Raw genomic sequence first — 16,362 nt, forward strand, 5'->3', positions numbered from 1 at the left:
TTTCATCCATTTAAGTGAATATAGATCAAGGATACACTTGCGAATTTTAAGAAAAGAAGCCTCGAAGCTAATCTTTATGCGTGTACTATGACTATCCTAATAGCAACAATCTTTGCGAATACAGCATTCATTAAAAATCTCTTAATAGAATCAGCTGAAATTTCATTGAACTTATTATAAGTCTCTTTTCTTATCCTGTGTGCAAGAAAATACTTAAACAGGGTTTTCTTTCAGAAAGAGCTTTAGCTATACTATTGACGGTTCAGTTATTTTCTAAGCATTCCTGGAAATTTTACAAATTGAAAAAAAATGAATATAATGGACAAAGTAAACAGTTTTAGGTGTAAAGAAAAAATATTGACAAATAATATGGCGAAAGCTATAATTACCTTTGTTGCCTTGAGGTGATCACATATGAAATGGTCAATAAATGAGTTATATCAGTATCAAAGCAAAGGTTTGGAAATTGACGAAACGATCAATTTGGATGAGCTGAAAAATGAACATGATGAATTGCGCGGAGTAGAGCCTGTTCATGTTTCAGGCAGAGCGGATATCACTTCATCTAAAGCTGCTTTCCATTTGATCATAGAAGGCGTCATGATTCTTCCTTGTGCAAGAACGCTAGTTGATGTAAGATATCCATTTAAAATTGACACAACAGAAATTTATCTGTTGAAGCCTACTGATTATGTTGATGAAGAAGAGCCTGAGATTCATCAGCTTGAAGGAGACAGCGTTGATTTGATTCCGGTCATAAAAGAGCTGATTCTTCTTGAAATACCTATACAGGTTTTTAGTGACAACGTTAACGAAGAAGGTGCGGCTCCTCAAGAAGGAAAAGACTGGCAAGTTATTTCCGAAGAGGAAAGCAAAGCGAAGGTCGATCCTAGGCTTGCCGATTTGGCCAAATTCTTCGATAACAATAAAAAAAGCTGATCATCAGCTTATTAACAGAATGAAGAAGATCGGATATTAACCGGCTTCATTATTTAAATTGAATGCTTTATGATCGTTAAGGAGGTGGGAAGAATGGCTGTACCTTTTAGAAGAACTTCCAAAACTAGAAAAAGACTACGTCGTACACACTTCAAATTGCAAGTGCCTGGTATGGTAGAATGCCCAAACTGCGGTGAAATGAAAATGTCTCATCGCGTTTGCAAAGCATGCGGACAATACAAAGGAAAAGAAGTAGTTGAAAAATAAGTTCGTCAGAGAAATCGCAAGGCTATTAAAGCTTTGCGATTTTTTTGCATACAAAAGGGGTGCAAAGGGATGGGGAAAGTGCTTGTGAAGGAAACGTTCAACGGCCTATTGGAAGTGTCAATCAACAGGCCGGAATGTCACAATGCAGTAGATTTTGAAGTAATGGATCTGCTGGATGACATTTTGTCAGAAGCGGAAAAAAGAAAAGACATCAGGGGAATGGTGATTACAGGGAGCGGAGAAAAAACATTTTGTTCAGGGGGAGATTTATCAGCCTTTCGTCATTTACATCATAAGGAAGATGCTTATTCCATGCTCAGAAAAATGGGAGAAATCCTTTACAAAATAGCCCTGTTCCCAGTGCCGACAGTTGCCCTCCTCAATGGTACAGCTGTTGGGGGAGGATGTGAAATCGCTTGTGCTGCGGATATTCGTACAGCAAAACGCGGTGTGAAATTGGGCTTCATTCAAGGAAATCTTGCGATTACAACCGGCTGGGGCGGAGGCACGCTTCTTTTTGAAAAGCTTGCTCATGATCAAGCGATGATGATGCTTGCATCCTCAAAAATATACAAGGCTGAAGAAGCCCGCGAGCTAGGTTTTATCACCCATCTCCTTGATGAAAATGATCTTTACGACAACGGTCTTTCTGCTGTAAATGGCTTTCTCCTGGATCATCATGAGGTCCTTGCAGGATATAAAAAGATAAAGAAAAGTCAGCTTGAGATGAGCGGCCTATGGGGCCGAATGGAGGAAGAAATCAGGCTTTGTTCAGAATTATGGGAGAAAGATGCTCATTTGGACGCTGTACAGAGATTTTTGGACAAATAAATTGAATATATAATAGAGAACTGCATAGTCTATCTTTTCTACCAGCGGCATATGTTTTAGAAAAGGCTGTTTTCGCATAGGTCTTGTTGGAGGCTAATTTTGTTTAATCCGCGCAGCGAACAAGGTTTGGGGCTCTTTATCCCTCTTCAAATCATACTTTTATTTGAGATCCCTATAGAGCCGAAAGCAAACAAAACCTTCGATATGAGCCTTTAAAAACAGCTAGTGGAGGGATAGATATGACTACAACTCGTCAGGATGCGTGGAACCAAGATGAAGATTTGCTGCTTGCTGAAGTAGTCCTCAGGCATATACGGGAAGGCGGAACACAGCTTGCAGCTTTTGAAGAAGTAGGGAGAAAGCTCTCCAGAACTGCAGCTGCATGCGGATTCAGATGGAACTCCTATGTCAGAAAGCAATATAAAACAGGCATAGAGCTTGCCAAAAGACAGCGGAAAGAATTGCGGAAAACAGTACCGTCTGCGGCTTCCCCTGAAGAGGCTATTGAAGCTGCAGCCAATATTCAGGCTGAAAAAGAGAATTTATCCTTAAAAAATGTCATTCAATTTTTGCAGCAAATTGAAGGGAATTCTTCCATTGAGGATTACAAGAAAGTGAACAGTGAACTTCTTGAGAAAGTATCCAAACTTGAACTTCTTGTGAATAAATTGGAACAGGAAAAGAAGACATTGCAAAATAGCCTGCAGCTAGTAGAAGAAGATTACTCGGCTTTAATTGAAATTATGGAACGGGCTCGCAAGATGGTTGTCCTCCAGGATGATGAAAGAAACCGGAAAGTGAAATTTCAGATGGATCGCAATGGAAATCTGGAAAGAATCGAAAAGTAAAGGGTCTGTTCCTAAAAGGTGTTTAAACATAACCTTTTGGGCCAGACCCTTTTCTTGTATAAGTGCTGATTTAGTGATCGCTTGAAACTGGAGGATACCAAATAAGCGGATTTTCCCCTTTATCTCTTTCCATATCATATTTAACCGGTTCAAAGTTCATTTTGGACCAGAATTCGGCTGATTTAACTCTCGGATTGGTTTTAATGGGAAGTTCAAAGGATTTGGCAAATTCCACGAGAGATCTTCCGTATCCTTCTTTTTGGTAGTCGGGCAATACCTCAAGCTTCCAAAGCTCCAAGTAATCCCTTTTTGGTTCGAAATATTGATCAAGCTTTTTATCAACCTTGTATAAACTCATTCGAGCCACCAATTTATCACCAAAGTATATCCCGTAAAAAGGTGATTCGCTGTCATTTTCAATGATATTTTCCTCAAGGTCTTCAAGCATTGATAATTCCTGGAGGCCGTATTCCTTGAACTTTTTAAATTCCTCCAGTGTTTTGTAGTTAATGACCAAACGTTCCACCTTGTGCATCTTATCTCCCCCTCGAAGCAGTTCACTCTCTTTAGATTTAGTAATAAACAAAATCTTATTAAAATTTAAACAATAAGTCTTACTTCATTATATCACGAATATTGGAAGAAGAACAAAAATAGCAAACGCTTACATGTATTTTGAAGGAATATTGAAATTATTGTAGAAAATAATCTAGGAAACAATGAAATGGTATGAGGGATGTGGATTGATCAAATTTCAAAGGGGGTAAGAGCTTGAAAAAAATTTTAATTGCAAACCGGGGTGAAATTGCACTTCGGATTATAAAAACATGCAAACAAATGGGGATTGAAACTATTGCCATTTATTCTGATGCTGATCAAGAGCTTCCTTATGTTAAAGAAGCAACTTTTTCTTTCCGCATTGGAGAAGCGCCTGTTTTAAAATCATATTTAAAAACAGATGCTATCCTCGAATTGGCCGTAAAAGAAAAAGCGGATGCGATTCATCCAGGCTATGGTTTTTTATCAGAAAATGCAGCATTTGCAGCTGCAGTAAGAGAAAAAGGTATTTCATTTATTGGTCCTTCTGCAGAAGTTCTTTCTATTATGGGAGATAAAGTGAAAGCGAGACAGACAATGAAAGAGGCGGGGGTTTCTACTATCCCAGGAAGTGAAGCTGGCATTGATTCCCTGGAGGAAGCCTTCACTTTAGCAAATGAAATCGGTTATCCCGTCATGCTTAAAGCAAGCGGAGGCGGCGGGGGAATCGGCATGCATTTGTGCGAGAGTGAGGCTGAACTCGCGAAAGTATTTCAATCGACTAAAACGAGAGCGAAAACCTACTTCGGAAATGAAGAAGTATTTATTGAAAAGTATGTAGCTAACGCACGGCATGTAGAAATTCAAATTTTTGGAGATTCTCATGGGAACGCCGTTCATCTTTTTGAACGGGATTGTTCCGTGCAGCGAAGAAACCAAAAGGTGATTGAAGAGTCGCCATCCCCGTTTATTTCAGAAAGAACAAGACAGCTTATGTGCGAGGCAGCCGTTCAAGCAGCAAAGCATGTTAAATATGAAAATGCTGGAACACTCGAATTTATTGTAGATGAAAATGAAAAATTTTATTTTTTAGAAATGAATACGAGACTTCAGGTTGAACACAGGGTATCAGAATTTATCACGGGTCTAGATTTTGTAAAGTGGCAAATAATCGCAGCTGACGGAAAACAGCTTCCTTTGCTGCAAAATGACATCCAGCAAAATGGGCATTCCGTTGAATTCCGATTGTATGCAGAAGATCCCGTTAAATTTCTGCCTTCTCCAGGAAAATTAAATGCATTTACATATCCTGATATGCCCGGCGTTTTAATTGATCTGGCTTATGAGCCGGGTAATACGGTAAGTCCATTTTACGATCCTCTTGTAGCAAAAATTATTGTACATGCAGAAACAAGAGAACTCGCTTTAAGTAAGGCTCTGTATTTTTTAGAGGAGACATCTATTGAGGGGATCAAAACCAATCTCCCTCTATTTATCAATATTTTAAAGGATCAGTCTTTTGTCAGAGGAAATTATACGACATCTTATTTGAAAGATCATACATTTATCAGTTAAACACAGGCGTTATGGGTACCAAAATACCCGCTTAACGCATAAAAACAGTCATATACATTAGGGGGATAATATCAGATGAAACAAATTACAGCAAACATGGCAGGTACTGTTTTAAACGTATTAGTGGAGGCGGGTGCTGATGTATCAGCCGGGCAGGAAGTTGTTATGCTTGAATCAATGAAAATGGAAATTCCGATTGAAACGCTTGCTGGAGGAAAAGTGAAAGAAATTTCTGTTCAGCCCGGAGATTTTGTAAATGAAGGCGATCTTTTGCTAACTTTGGAAGACTAAAGGAGGGACAATTATGCTGAAAATTCATGAACTGGAACAGCAGCTGAAAGAGAAGAATGCTGAGATCGAAGCTGGGGGCCAGCCAAAATACCACGAAAAAATGAAGCAGCAAAATAAGTTATTTGTCAGAGACAGACTGAACCGTCTGTTCGATAATGGCCAATACACTGAGGATGGAAAATTCGCGAACAACCAGGCAGGAGATCTGCCGGCAGACGGAGTCGTAACAGCTATTGGAAAGGTCAATGGCCAGACGGTTTGTGTGATGGCGAATGACTCCACGATCAAGGCGGGCTCATGGGGTGCAAGAACCGTAGAAAAGATCATAAGGATTCAGGAGACTGCTGAAAAATTAATGGTTCCGCTTCTTTACCTTGTGGACTCAGCAGGAGCTAGGATAACGGATCAAATTGATATGTTTCCTAACCGCAGAGGAGCAGGGCGTATATTCCATAACCAGGTTAGACTTTCGGGAATGATTCCTCAGGTCTGCCTTTTATTTGGGCCCTCCGCTGCAGGAGGTGCCTACATACCGGCATTTTGCGATATCGTGATTATGGTTGAGGGGAATGCTTCTATGTACCTTGGGTCCCCAAGGATGGCGGAAAAAGTGATTGGCGAAAAAGTTTCACTTGAAGAAATGGGAGGAGCCAGAATGCACTGTACCATTAGCGGATGCGGTGATATTCTTGTTCAGAATGAGGAAGAAGCAATCGTTCAGGCGAGAGATTATCTGACTTACTTCCCTCAGAATTTTAAACATAAGACAAAGCAAACGGAAGCTTTCTCTCCTGTTAATACCAAAAGGCTTTCGGAAATTATCCCTGAAAATCAGAATGCTCCGTTTAATATGTATGATTGCATTGATGCATTAATTGATAAAGGAAGCTTTTTTGAAATCAAGAAGCTTTTTGCCCAGGAGCTGATTACTGGATTTGGCCGCATTGACGGAAAGGCAGTCGGAATTATTGCCAATCAGCCTAAGGTTAAGGGCGGTGTGCTTTTTATTGATTCAGCTGACAAAGCAGCCAAATTTATTACCCTTTGTGACGCTTACCACATTCCGCTCCTTTTCCTTGCGGATGTGCCAGGTTTCATGATCGGCACGAAAGTTGAGAGGGCAGGTATTATCCGGCATGGGGCAAAGATGATTGCTGCCATGAGCTCTGCAACTGTTCCGAAAATATCTGTTATTGTACGTAAAGCATATGGTGCGGGTCTTTATGCAATGGCAGGCCCTGCTTTTGAACCGGATGTCTGCATTGCACTGCCGACTGCCCAAATTGCGGTTATGGGTCCGGAGGCAGCTGTTAACGCAGTGTATTCCAATAAAATTAACGAAATGGAAGATCCTAAGGAAAAAGTCCAATATGTCATGCAAAAACAGCAGGAATATAAAGAGCATATTGATATTTATAAGCTGGCTTCAGAATTAATCGTTGATCACATTGTAGCTGCTGATGAGCTAAGGAATGAACTGGTTCTTCGTCTGGAGCAATTTGAAACGAAAGACGTTTTATACGGCCAGAGAAAGCATCCCGTTTATCCTGTTTAAGAAATAGGCAGTTCCCTGCTTTATAGCCAATCATTAAGAATGACCTGTTTTCGAATAGGTCATTCTTTTTTTAGGCTCTTTTCTTAAACTTTGTTGTTCATGACCCTATATTTAGCCCTTGATACCATTGGGATGGCAAAAACTTTAAGAAAAGATGCCCCGATGCTAGTCTAAATGCGTGATAAAAGCATGTACAAAAAACAACAATTTCTGCGAAAACAGCCTTTTTTTAGGATGTACTGAACTTGAATCAAAGGGTTTAATGAGTGAAAAACATTCATTTTTGATATAGTAAAAATGGAATCATGGCATAGGGGTGCATAAAATGGACATAGGAATTATTGGAGGAGGAGCAATTGGCCTTCTGTTTGCCAGTTATTTATCGAAGCAAGCGAATATAACAGTATATACAAACCGAAAAGAGCAGGCAGATCTGCTCAATAAAGAGGGAATTCTGCTGCTTAATGGTACAGAAAGAAGCCTTCACAGGATACATGCTTCAAATAGCAATCAGTATAAGGAACAGATGATCATCGTAACAGTGAAGCAATATCAGCTTGAACCAGTCGTAATGGCGCTTGCAAGCGAAAAAGGAAAACAGATACTATTTCTTCAGAACGGAATGGGTCATTTAGAAATGCTGCATGCTCTCGAGGGAAATGAAGTTTATGTTGGGACAGTGGAACATGGAGCCAAAAAAGAAGCGGAGGGTGTTGTGAAACATAATGGCTCAGGGGAAACAAGAATCAGTCTTTTTCTCGGGCAGGGTCAAAAAAACATTCACACCATGCTTCCGGAAAATGAAGCTTTTCCAATTGTGCTGAAGGATGACTGGCAGTCTCTATTGGAAAGAAAACTTCTAGTCAATGCCTGTATTAACCCATTGACAGCCCTGCTTAGAGTGCCTAATGGAATGCTGATTGAAAATACATATTATTATCAGCTGATGAAAAGTATTTATGATGAAGCCATTCAAGTGCTTAACAGCAATAAAAGTGATATGAGCTTTAAAGTAGTGGAGCAGGTTTGCATGAGCACCTCTTCCAATCATTCTTCCATGCTTCAAGATATAGAACTAGAACAGGGAAGAAATACGGAAGTAGATGCTATTATCGGTTATCTCCTTGGTGAAGCAGAGAAAAAAAAGATCCACGTTCCGGTGCTTCATTTTTTACTTAAGGCAATAAAAGGAATTTCGGCATAAGAAAAAATTACGGAAGAACTACCGCACCATTTCGGTTCTTCTAATAGAAGCACCTTTTTTTATCATAATGGCTCTTTCAAACTTGACTGTTGATTGCAGCTAGCAGGCACTCAAGCTTTAGCGGGCTTACCTTAGAGCCTCCAGGGGTCTCCCTTGACACGCTCTTCTAAGCAGTAGTCTTTAGCACCCTCTCCAATCAACAAGGTGTAAAAATCAAAGCTTTAACTGAGCCATCATAATAAAGAGGAAGCGGGAACACTTTCTTTAACAAAGCTTGCGAGAAATGCTATACTCTTCTCGGGACTTATCTTAGACGGAGAAAGGAAGTACATATATGGAGATTTTAGAACTCTCCCTGCCATCCTCTAATTTGTTTGTACAAACTCTTTTGAACAAGCAATTACATACAGATTTTTATTTTCACTATGACATACATAATCAAAAAGCGTATTCTCACAGGGTGGAGGAATTGAAAAGCCGCTCTTTTAAACGGGAGGAACTCGTTAACTGCCTACTTCAGTACAATGAGCGTTTTCAATCCCAAACCGTTAACAATAACATTGAAAAATTGAGAGACCCAGAAAGTACGGCTGTTATAGGCGGACAGCAGGCTGGTCTATTGACAGGGCCTCTTTACACAATTCATAAAATTCTGTCTGTTCTATCCCTGGCCAAACAGCAGGAGAAGGCATTAAACAAACCGGTTGTTCCAGTTTTCTGGATTGCTGGAGAAGACCATGATTTTGCAGAGATCAACCATTTATTCATTCAGGATAAGTACAGGGTTAAAAAGAAGAGTATTTCTCAAATGCCCTTTCAAAAAAGCTCTGTTTCAAACTTAGCTATTGATTCAGCTAAATGCCGCCAATGGATTGATGACATTTTTGAGTCTTTCGGAGAAACAAATTTTACGAATGAAATAAAAGCGCAGGTTCTTCTTTCGCTCGAAAAATCTGAAACATTTGTTGATTTTTTTGAGTGGCTTATAATGGACCTTTTTAAAAACCAAGGCCTTATTCTTGTAAATTCTGCTCATCCAGAACTTAGAAAGCTCGAAATCGACTATTTCCAGCAGCTCATTCAGCATAATGAATCAATTGAAAAGGCTGTCCGTGAACAGCAGGATGTTATGAAGAAAAATGGTTTTTCTCCAATTATAGAAATGACGGAAAACAGCGCCAATCTTTTTTATGAGCACGAGGGGGAAAGACTTCTTTTACAAAAAGAAAATGGCAGTTTTGTCCATAAAGACACGGGTCTGTGTATTGAGGAGAGCGAGATTTTCGACTTGCTCTCCATTCATCCTGAAAGATTCTCAAATAATGTTGTTACACGCCCGATTATGCAGGAATGCCTTTTTCCGACGCTTGCCTTTATAGCAGGACCAGGTGAGCTTACTTATTGGGGTGAATTAAAAAAAGCATTTGAAGTTTTAAACCTAAAAATGTCACCTGTTGTTCCCCGCTTAAATATTACATTGCTTGAGCGAGCAATTGAATCAGAAATTAATGAGATGAATCTTGATTTATTAACGGTTATGACGGAAGATCTTGAGGAAATGAAAGAAGCGTGGGTAGATAAGAGAAGGACGGTAGCATTTCAGCCGCTTGCTGAAGAAATCAAAAAAGAGATTGACAACCTTCACGCGAGGTTAAGAGAAGCAGCTATTGCGGTGGACGGAAGTCTTGAAGGTTACGTGCAAAAGAATGCAGGCTTTATTCAGAGTCAGATAGCGCTTCTGGAGAAAACTGTCGAAAAAAGCATAAGACTTCAGAACTACAATGGAATAAGCAAATTTGAAAGAATAGCGAACTCAATCAAACCGAACAGACAGCCTCAAGAACGGATATGGAACATTTATTACTATTTGAATAAATATGGGAGCAATATTCTGCAAGATCTTACAGAACTGCCATATTCCTTTAATTATCAACATAAGGTTGTCAAAATTTAAATGAATTTTTTTAAAAATCCTGTGCAAAACAGGGTTTTTTTTTATGAACAAAACATGTAATATAGGAAGTGGAGATAAGTGGGGGAAAGTGGTGAGTTAGGGAAAGAAAGTGGGGCAACCTTATGTTCATGGGAGAATACTATCATACGATTGACATAAAAGGCCGCATGATTGTCCCTTCCAAATTCCGGGAAGGGCTTGGGGAAGTCTTTGTTCTAACAAGAGGCCTTGATCAATGTTTGTTTGGATATCCTATGAGCGAATGGACAATCCTTGAAGAAAAACTCAAAACCCTTCCGCTTACAAAAAAAGATGCACGCGCCTTTACCCGTTTTTTCTTTTCGGGTGCCACAGAATGTGAATTGGACAAGCAAGGCCGTGTTAATATTGCTGCTCCGCTCCTGAACTATGCAAAGCTGGAGAAAGAATGTGTAGTCATCGGCGTTTCAAATCGAATTGAACTTTGGAGCAAGCCAGTGTGGGAACAGTATGTTGCACAGCAGGAAGATTCCTTTGAGGAAATTGCTGAAAATATGATCGATTTTGATATATAATAAACTATTGTGCAAAAACTGTTACTCCCATAAATTCGATTTATTGACAAAGGTGGTTACTGCAAATGTTTCAACATACAACTGTGTTGCTGAAAGAAACGGTAGATGGATTAGAAATAAAAGAAAATGGTACATATGTAGATTGCACCCTGGGCGGAGCGGGGCATAGTTCATATCTCTTGTCTAAGCTTTCATCAGAAGGCAAGCTATATGCATTTGATCAGGATGACACCGCGCTTAAAAATGCGAAAGAAATCCTGGCGCCGTTTCAGGCTCAAGTAACATTGATTAAGTCAAACTTTCAGTATTTAAAAGAAGAGCTGAATGAAAGAGGCGTTGAAAAAGTGGACGGTATCCTATTTGATCTTGGGGTTTCCTCTCCGCAGCTTGACACTCCTGAAAGAGGCTTCAGCTATCATCATGATGCCCCTCTTGATATGAGGATGGATCTTGAATCTGATCTATCTGCATATGAAGTTGTTAACCATTGGCCTTATGAAGAACTGGTAAAAATCTTTTTCCGTTATGGTGAAGAAAAGTTTTCCAAGCAAGTTGCAAGAAAAATTGAGGCAAAACGTGCCCAATCACCTATTAAAACTACAGGTGAACTCGTTGAAATTATTAAAGAAGGCATACCTGCGGCTGCAAGGCGAACAGGGGGACATCCTGCAAAGCGTATTTTTCAGGCTATCCGTATTGCTGTTAACAACGAATTAAAGGTTTTTGAAAAAGCGATTGAACAGGCAATTGAGCTATTAAATCCTGGTGGCAGAATCAGCGTCATTACATTCCATTCTCTGGAAGACCGCATTTGCAAATCTGCCTTCAAAAAAGCTGCAGAGCTTCCGCAGCTGCCGCCTAATTTGCCAGTTATACCTAAAGAATTCGAGCCGATAATCAAACTGGTTACAAGAAAACCAATTCTTCCATCTGTGGAAGAATTGAATGCCAATAACCGTGCAAGATCAGCAAAATTGCGCATTGCAGAAAAAATTTAGTGCGGTTTGCATGAAGGTATTTTAATTGAAACATCAAGAAAGAAAAAAATAGAAAATCCAGAGAGGACGAGGAGGGTTCGTACATGAGCAACCTGGCATATAAAGTTCAGCAGCGGCGCCAGCAACAGCAGCATCAAACTCATGAAAGACAGCATTCTAATGAGCAGAAAACAGTCGTTACGAAAAGAAGATCCACCATTACTGCAGGGGAAAAATTGCTTTTAATTCTATTTACTGCAGCAATATTGATCAGTGCAATTAAAATCGTAACAAACAGTTTTCAAGTTTATCAATCAAACATTGACATTCAAAAGCTTCAAGCAAGCGTTGATTCCCAAACAAAAGCAAACAGCGACCTCCAAGTTCAAGTTAAAGAGCTCAGCAACTATGAAAGAATCTGGAGCAAGGCAAAAGAAATGGGACTCACTTTGGACAAAAACAACGTAAAATCAGTGCAGGATTGATTTTTATGAAAAAAAATAAAGGAATGAACAGAGGAGCAGCCCTATTAAGCGTTATCTTTGCGCTGCTCTTCTTTATCGTTGCAGCCAGATTCTTATACATACAAATTACGGGTTCTGCAGACGGGGAAGCCCTTGCTGTCAGAGCTGAAGAGAAGTACAAGCATATTCGTCCCATTGAAGCAGAACGGGGCTCCATTTTGGACCAGCGAGGAGAGGCCATCGCACAGGATACTTCTTCTTTTACAATGGCAGCTATTCTTGACCCGAGTTTAACAATTAATCCTGAAAAACCTCAGCACGTTGTTGATAAGCAGATGACAGCAGAGAAGCTTGCACCATTTTTAAATATGGGACCATCAGAGGTAGAAAGGTATCTTAATAAAAAGGCAAAACAAGTGGAATTTGGACCTAAGGGAAAAAATATCAGCCAGGCAAATAAATTAAAGATCGAAAAGCTGCACCTTCCTGGAATTGCCTTTTCTAGAGAGAAAAAGAGATTCTACCCCAATGGCATGTTTGCATCCTATATAACAGGTTATGCTGGAGTGAAGGATGTTAATGGAATTCAGAAGATCTCTGGAGTCATGGGTCTAGAGAAAAGCCTGAATTCATTGCTTCAGGAAAAGGATGGCTACATTCAATATGAAAGCGATCATTACGGCTGGAAGCTGCCGAATAGCAAGGATCAAATAAAGCCTCCGAAAAATGGCAGCAATGTCTATCTGACAATTGACCAGAAAATCCAAACCTTTCTGGAAGATGCTATGAATCAGGCTGCCAAAAAATATGAGCCTCAGAAAATGATAGCGATAGTGGCAGATCCGAAAACAGGTAAAATCCTTGCAATGACCCAAAGGCCGAGCTTTGATCCGAACAAGCGGGACATCACCAACTATAACAATGATGCGATAGGATACGCTTTTGAGCCTGGTTCTACAATGAAGATTTATACAGTTGCCGCGGCGATGGAAGAAGGCGTCTATAACGGCAATGAAAAGTACAAATCAGGTACGTATAAAGTTGGGAGCAATACCATTCATGATCATAATGATTCTGGATGGGGCACCATTACATTTGATGAAGGGGTTCAGCATTCTTCAAACGTAGCCATGGCCTATTTGGAAGATAAAATATTGGGTCCTGAGCGATTCAGAAGCTACTTGTCAAAATTTGGATTTGATCAGAAAACAGGTATTGATCTTCCTGGAGAAGCAGGAAGCAAAATCAATTTCAAATCTCAATTATCACAAATAAGTGCAGCTTTTGGACAGGGATCAGCCTTTACAGCAATCCAGCAGATCCAGGCAGCATCAGCTATTGCCAACAATGGAACAATGATGAAGCCTTATATGATTGACCGTATTGTGCAGCCGGACTCTGGTAAAGTGATCAAAGAAAACAAACCAGTTGTTGCTGGAAAGCCTGTATCAGCTGAAACGTCCAAAAAGGTAAGGGAACTTTTATACAAAGTCGTTAATTCAAAAATCGGTACGGGGCGGCCATATCAAATACCGGGATACGATATTGCCGGTAAGACTGGGACTGCTCAGGTAGCAGGTCCAAACGGGAAATACTTGCACGGCAAAGAAAATTATCTATTTTCGTTCATGGGCATGGCGCCTGCAAATGATCCTAAGCTGCTTGTTTATGTGGGAGTGCAGCAGCCGAAGCTGAAACCAACGGAAGCTGGCAGCATGCCGGTTTCAGATGTCTTTAAAACAGTAATGAAAAACAGTCTGCAGTATTTGCAGATCCGACCAGATCAAGAACCAAAGGAAAAACGGGAGGTAACCAAAAAAGACCTGGGAGAACCGTTTAAATCCTATATCGGAGAAGATTTGAAAGCTGCTAAGGAAGAAATACAGCCAAAAGGCCTCAACCCAATCGTTCTCGGCACAGGTTCAAAAATCACAGCACAGTATCCTGTTGAAGGAACGGTTGTGACACCTAATGAACGGGTCATACTTCAAACAAATGGAGAATTGAGGATGCCAGATCTGACTGGCTGGTCAAAGAGGGATGTACTAAAGCTTGCTGATCACTTAAATCTTCGGCTTTCTGCTGAGGGAAATGGGTTTGTCACATCACAAAGCATTCCAAAAGGAAGCATTATTAAAAGAGATTTCCTTCTGAATGTTACATTTATGAGCCAATCAGAAATGGCGAAAAATAATAATTAGAACTAGAGGCTGCCCCAGGCAGTCTCTTTTTTGTCTGCATTGTAAGCTTGTTCTATTAAGCGTAGTACAAGCATATAGTTGAACGATGAAAGACAAGGAGTGATTATAAACATGCGTCGTGTATCTCATGTAACGGTCAGAAAACGCCTGGCCCTTGTCCTGTTGATCGGTTTTTTAACTTTTTTGGTCATTGATGCAAGACTCGGTTTTGTTCAATTTATCCTTGGCGGCAAGCTGACAGCCGGCGCTAAGGATCTGTGGAGCAGGAATATTCCGTTTGAACCTGAAAGAGGAGAAATTTTGGACCGGAATGGGGTAAAGCTTGCCACCAATAAAAGCGCACCAACCGTATATGTTGTACCAAGGCAAATAGAGAATCCGGCTGAAGCAGCCGATAAGCTTGCCTCCGTTTTGAATATGCCGAGGGAGAAGGCTTATTCATTTTTAACAAAAAAAGCATCTATGGTAAAAATTAATCCTGAAGGAAGAAAAATTTCTCATGAAAAAGCGAAAGAAATCAGAACACTCGGTATAAAAGGAGTTTATATAGCAGAAGACAGCAAACGGTATTATCCTTTTGGAAGCTATTTATCTCATGTTCTTGGATTTGCAGGGATTGATAATCAGGGGCTGCTTGGCTTAGAGGCATATTATGATAAAGAACTGAGCGGTCAAAAAGGGTATGTGAAATTTTATTCAGATGCAAAGGGGAAGCGGATGCCAGGGGAAGCAGATGACTATAAAGCACCTGTTGACGGGAACTCGCTTGAGCTGACGATTGATTCAAAGGTACAGACGATCGTGGAACGTGAACTGAATCTTGCCCAGGCTGAATACAACCCTGATGGAATGATTGCCATTGCAATGAATCCTAATACAGGAGAAATTTTGGCAATGTCTTCAAGGCCAAATTTTGATCCGGCCAACTACAGAGAAGTGGATCCGAAGGTTTATAACAGGAATCTGCCTGTTTGGAGCAACTACGAGCCAGGATCAACTTTTAAGATTATAACGCTTGCTGCTGCTTTAGAAGAAAAGAAGGTCGACCTTGAGCATGATCATTTTTATGATTCAGGAGCAGTGGAAGTGGCAGGGGCAAGGTTGAGGTGCTGGAAAAGGGGAGGGCATGGATCCGAAACCTTTCTTGAAGTTGTGCAAAATTCCTGTAACCCTGGATTTGTTGCGCTTGGAGACCGGCTTGGGAAAGATAAGTTATTTAAATACATCCGTGATTTTGGTTTTGGACAAAAAACAGGGATTGATTTGCAGGGAGAAGGCAAGGGTATCCTATTTAATTTGAATCGTGTCGGTCCTGTGGAACAGGCTACAACTGCTTTTGGCCAGGGTGTATCAGTAACGCCGATTCAGCAGGTAGCAGCAGTATCTGCAGCAGTAAACGGCGGAATTCTCTATACCCCTTATGTTGCAAAGGAATGGATCAATCCTGCTACAGGGGCAGTTGTTTCCAAAAAGAATCCTGAAGCTAAAAGAAGGGTCATTTCAGAGTCCACCTCAAAACAGATACGCTATGCCCTTGAAAGTGTCGTTGCTCAAGGGACAGGGGGTAAGGCATTTGTGGAAGGCTACAGGGTAGGAGGTAAAACAGGTACTGCGCAAAAGGTGCAAAATGGTGCTTATATGAAAAATAATTTTATTGTTTCCTTTATTGGTTTTGCTCCAGCGGATAATCCTCAGCTCGTTGTGTATGTGGCTGTTGACAATCCAAAGGGTACTGTTCAATTTGGGGGAACTGTCGCAGCTCCTATTGTAGGTCACATTATGAGGGACAGTCTTCCGGAAATAGGTGTAAAACCTAGTAAAAATCAGATTGAAAAAGAATACAAATATCCAGACATAAAAACAGTGAAAATCCCGAATCTTTTAGGGCTCTCAAAGGAGGAGCTATCAGAACAGCTCGAAAATCTGAAGCTTGATGTTGCCGGACAGGGAGATATTGTCCTTCAGCAAGCTCCAAAGGCAGGAGTGAAGGTGAAGGAAGGATCCACAGTTAGGATATTTATGGGCAAGGATCCGGAAGGAAATGCAAAGAAAGATAATTAGAATTCGGAAACATTCAACCTTGTCATCAGCCCTCCTTTTTCCTCTGATTGAAAGAGATGGAAAAAAAGGGAGCTGATCCTTGCATCAATGAAAAAATAGCGCAT

15 protein-coding genes are annotated in these 16,362 nt (G+C 40.4%); 14 read left to right on the plus strand and 1 reads right to left on the minus strand.

The features are described 5' to 3' along the window. The first annotated feature begins 414 nt into the window (after window positions 1-414). From ACOT8F_RS01280 to gerR, 4 genes are all read left to right on the plus strand, one after another. Entirely contained in the window at window positions 415-939 is a 525-nt protein-coding gene (locus ACOT8F_RS01280) for a YceD family protein (RefSeq protein WP_421649739.1), read from the plus strand. 93 nt (window positions 940-1,032) lie between these two features. Continuing rightward, complete coding sequence (rpmF, locus tag ACOT8F_RS01285; protein WP_421649740.1) at window positions 1,033-1,206, plus strand: 50S ribosomal protein L32; 174 nt, start codon at window positions 1,033-1,035, stop codon at window positions 1,204-1,206. A gap of 69 nt (window positions 1,207-1,275) precedes the next feature. Continuing rightward, entirely contained in the window at window positions 1,276-2,037 is a 762-nt protein-coding gene (locus ACOT8F_RS01290) for an enoyl-CoA hydratase/isomerase family protein (RefSeq protein ID WP_421649741.1), read from the plus strand. 239 nt (window positions 2,038-2,276) lie between these two features. Continuing rightward, window positions 2,277-2,885 (plus strand): sporulation-specific transcriptional regulator GerR, encoded by a 609-nt coding sequence (gerR, locus tag ACOT8F_RS01295; protein WP_421649742.1) that lies wholly within the window; start codon window positions 2,277-2,279, stop codon window positions 2,883-2,885. A gap of 70 nt (window positions 2,886-2,955) precedes the next feature. Here the strand turns inward: gerR and ACOT8F_RS01300 are convergent, their stop codons facing one another. After that, window positions 2,956-3,420 carry an N-acetyltransferase gene (locus ACOT8F_RS01300; protein WP_421649743.1) on the minus strand — a complete coding sequence of 155 codons (465 nt, stop codon included), beginning with the start codon at window positions 3,418-3,420 and terminating at the stop codon, window positions 2,956-2,958. Window positions 3,421-3,656: 236 nt separating this feature from the next. Here ACOT8F_RS01300 and ACOT8F_RS01305 point away from each other — a divergent pair, with 236 nt between their 5' ends. The 10 genes from ACOT8F_RS01305 (at window position 3,657) to ACOT8F_RS01350 (ending at window position 16,258) form a co-directional block, all read left to right on the plus strand. Further along, window positions 3,657-4,997, plus strand: a complete 1,341-nt coding sequence (locus tag ACOT8F_RS01305) for an acetyl-CoA carboxylase biotin carboxylase subunit (RefSeq protein ID WP_421649744.1) — start codon at window positions 3,657-3,659, stop codon at window positions 4,995-4,997. A gap of 75 nt (window positions 4,998-5,072) precedes the next feature. Beyond that, window positions 5,073-5,288, plus strand: a complete 216-nt coding sequence (locus ACOT8F_RS01310; RefSeq protein WP_421649745.1) for an acetyl-CoA carboxylase biotin carboxyl carrier protein subunit — start codon at window positions 5,073-5,075, stop codon at window positions 5,286-5,288. 13 nt (window positions 5,289-5,301) lie between these two features. Continuing rightward, window positions 5,302-6,843, plus strand: coding sequence for an acyl-CoA carboxylase subunit beta (locus ACOT8F_RS01315; RefSeq protein WP_421649746.1), 1,542 nt, complete (start codon window positions 5,302-5,304; stop codon window positions 6,841-6,843). 325 nt (window positions 6,844-7,168) lie between these two features. Then, the gene (locus tag ACOT8F_RS01320) at window positions 7,169-8,047 is read left to right on the plus strand and encodes a 2-dehydropantoate 2-reductase (RefSeq protein WP_421649747.1); all 879 of its coding nucleotides are present in this window, start codon (window positions 7,169-7,171) and stop codon (window positions 8,045-8,047) included. Window positions 8,048-8,381: 334 nt separating this feature from the next. Then, entirely contained in the window at window positions 8,382-10,001 is a 1,620-nt protein-coding gene (gene bshC, locus ACOT8F_RS01325; protein WP_421649748.1) for a bacillithiol biosynthesis cysteine-adding enzyme BshC, read from the plus strand. Between the two features lie 122 nt (window positions 10,002-10,123). Beyond that, a complete protein-coding gene (gene mraZ, locus ACOT8F_RS01330; RefSeq protein ID WP_421649749.1) occupies window positions 10,124-10,555 on the plus strand; it encodes a division/cell wall cluster transcriptional repressor MraZ in 432 nt (143 codons plus the stop codon). Window positions 10,556-10,620: 65 nt separating this feature from the next. Continuing rightward, the gene (gene rsmH / locus ACOT8F_RS01335; RefSeq protein WP_421649750.1) at window positions 10,621-11,553 is read left to right on the plus strand and encodes a 16S rRNA (cytosine(1402)-N(4))-methyltransferase RsmH; all 933 of its coding nucleotides are present in this window, start codon (window positions 10,621-10,623) and stop codon (window positions 11,551-11,553) included. A gap of 83 nt (window positions 11,554-11,636) precedes the next feature. Continuing rightward, on the plus strand, window positions 11,637-12,017 hold the full coding sequence (ftsL, locus tag ACOT8F_RS01340; RefSeq protein ID WP_421649751.1) for a cell division protein FtsL: 381 nt from the start codon (window positions 11,637-11,639) through the stop codon (window positions 12,015-12,017). A 5-nt stretch (window positions 12,018-12,022) separates the two neighbouring features. Beyond that, complete coding sequence (locus ACOT8F_RS01345) at window positions 12,023-14,197, plus strand: penicillin-binding protein (RefSeq protein WP_421649752.1); 2,175 nt, start codon at window positions 12,023-12,025, stop codon at window positions 14,195-14,197. Between the two features lie 111 nt (window positions 14,198-14,308). Further along, window positions 14,309-16,258 (plus strand): stage V sporulation protein D, encoded by a 1,950-nt coding sequence (locus ACOT8F_RS01350; protein WP_421649753.1) that lies wholly within the window; start codon window positions 14,309-14,311, stop codon window positions 16,256-16,258. Window positions 16,259-16,362 lie beyond the last annotated feature (104 nt).

The sequence above is a fragment of the Chryseobacillus diguaensis genome (assembly GCF_049220665.1).
In the GTDB taxonomy this organism is placed as follows: Bacteria; Bacillota; Bacilli; order Bacillales; family Bacillaceae; genus Metabacillus_B.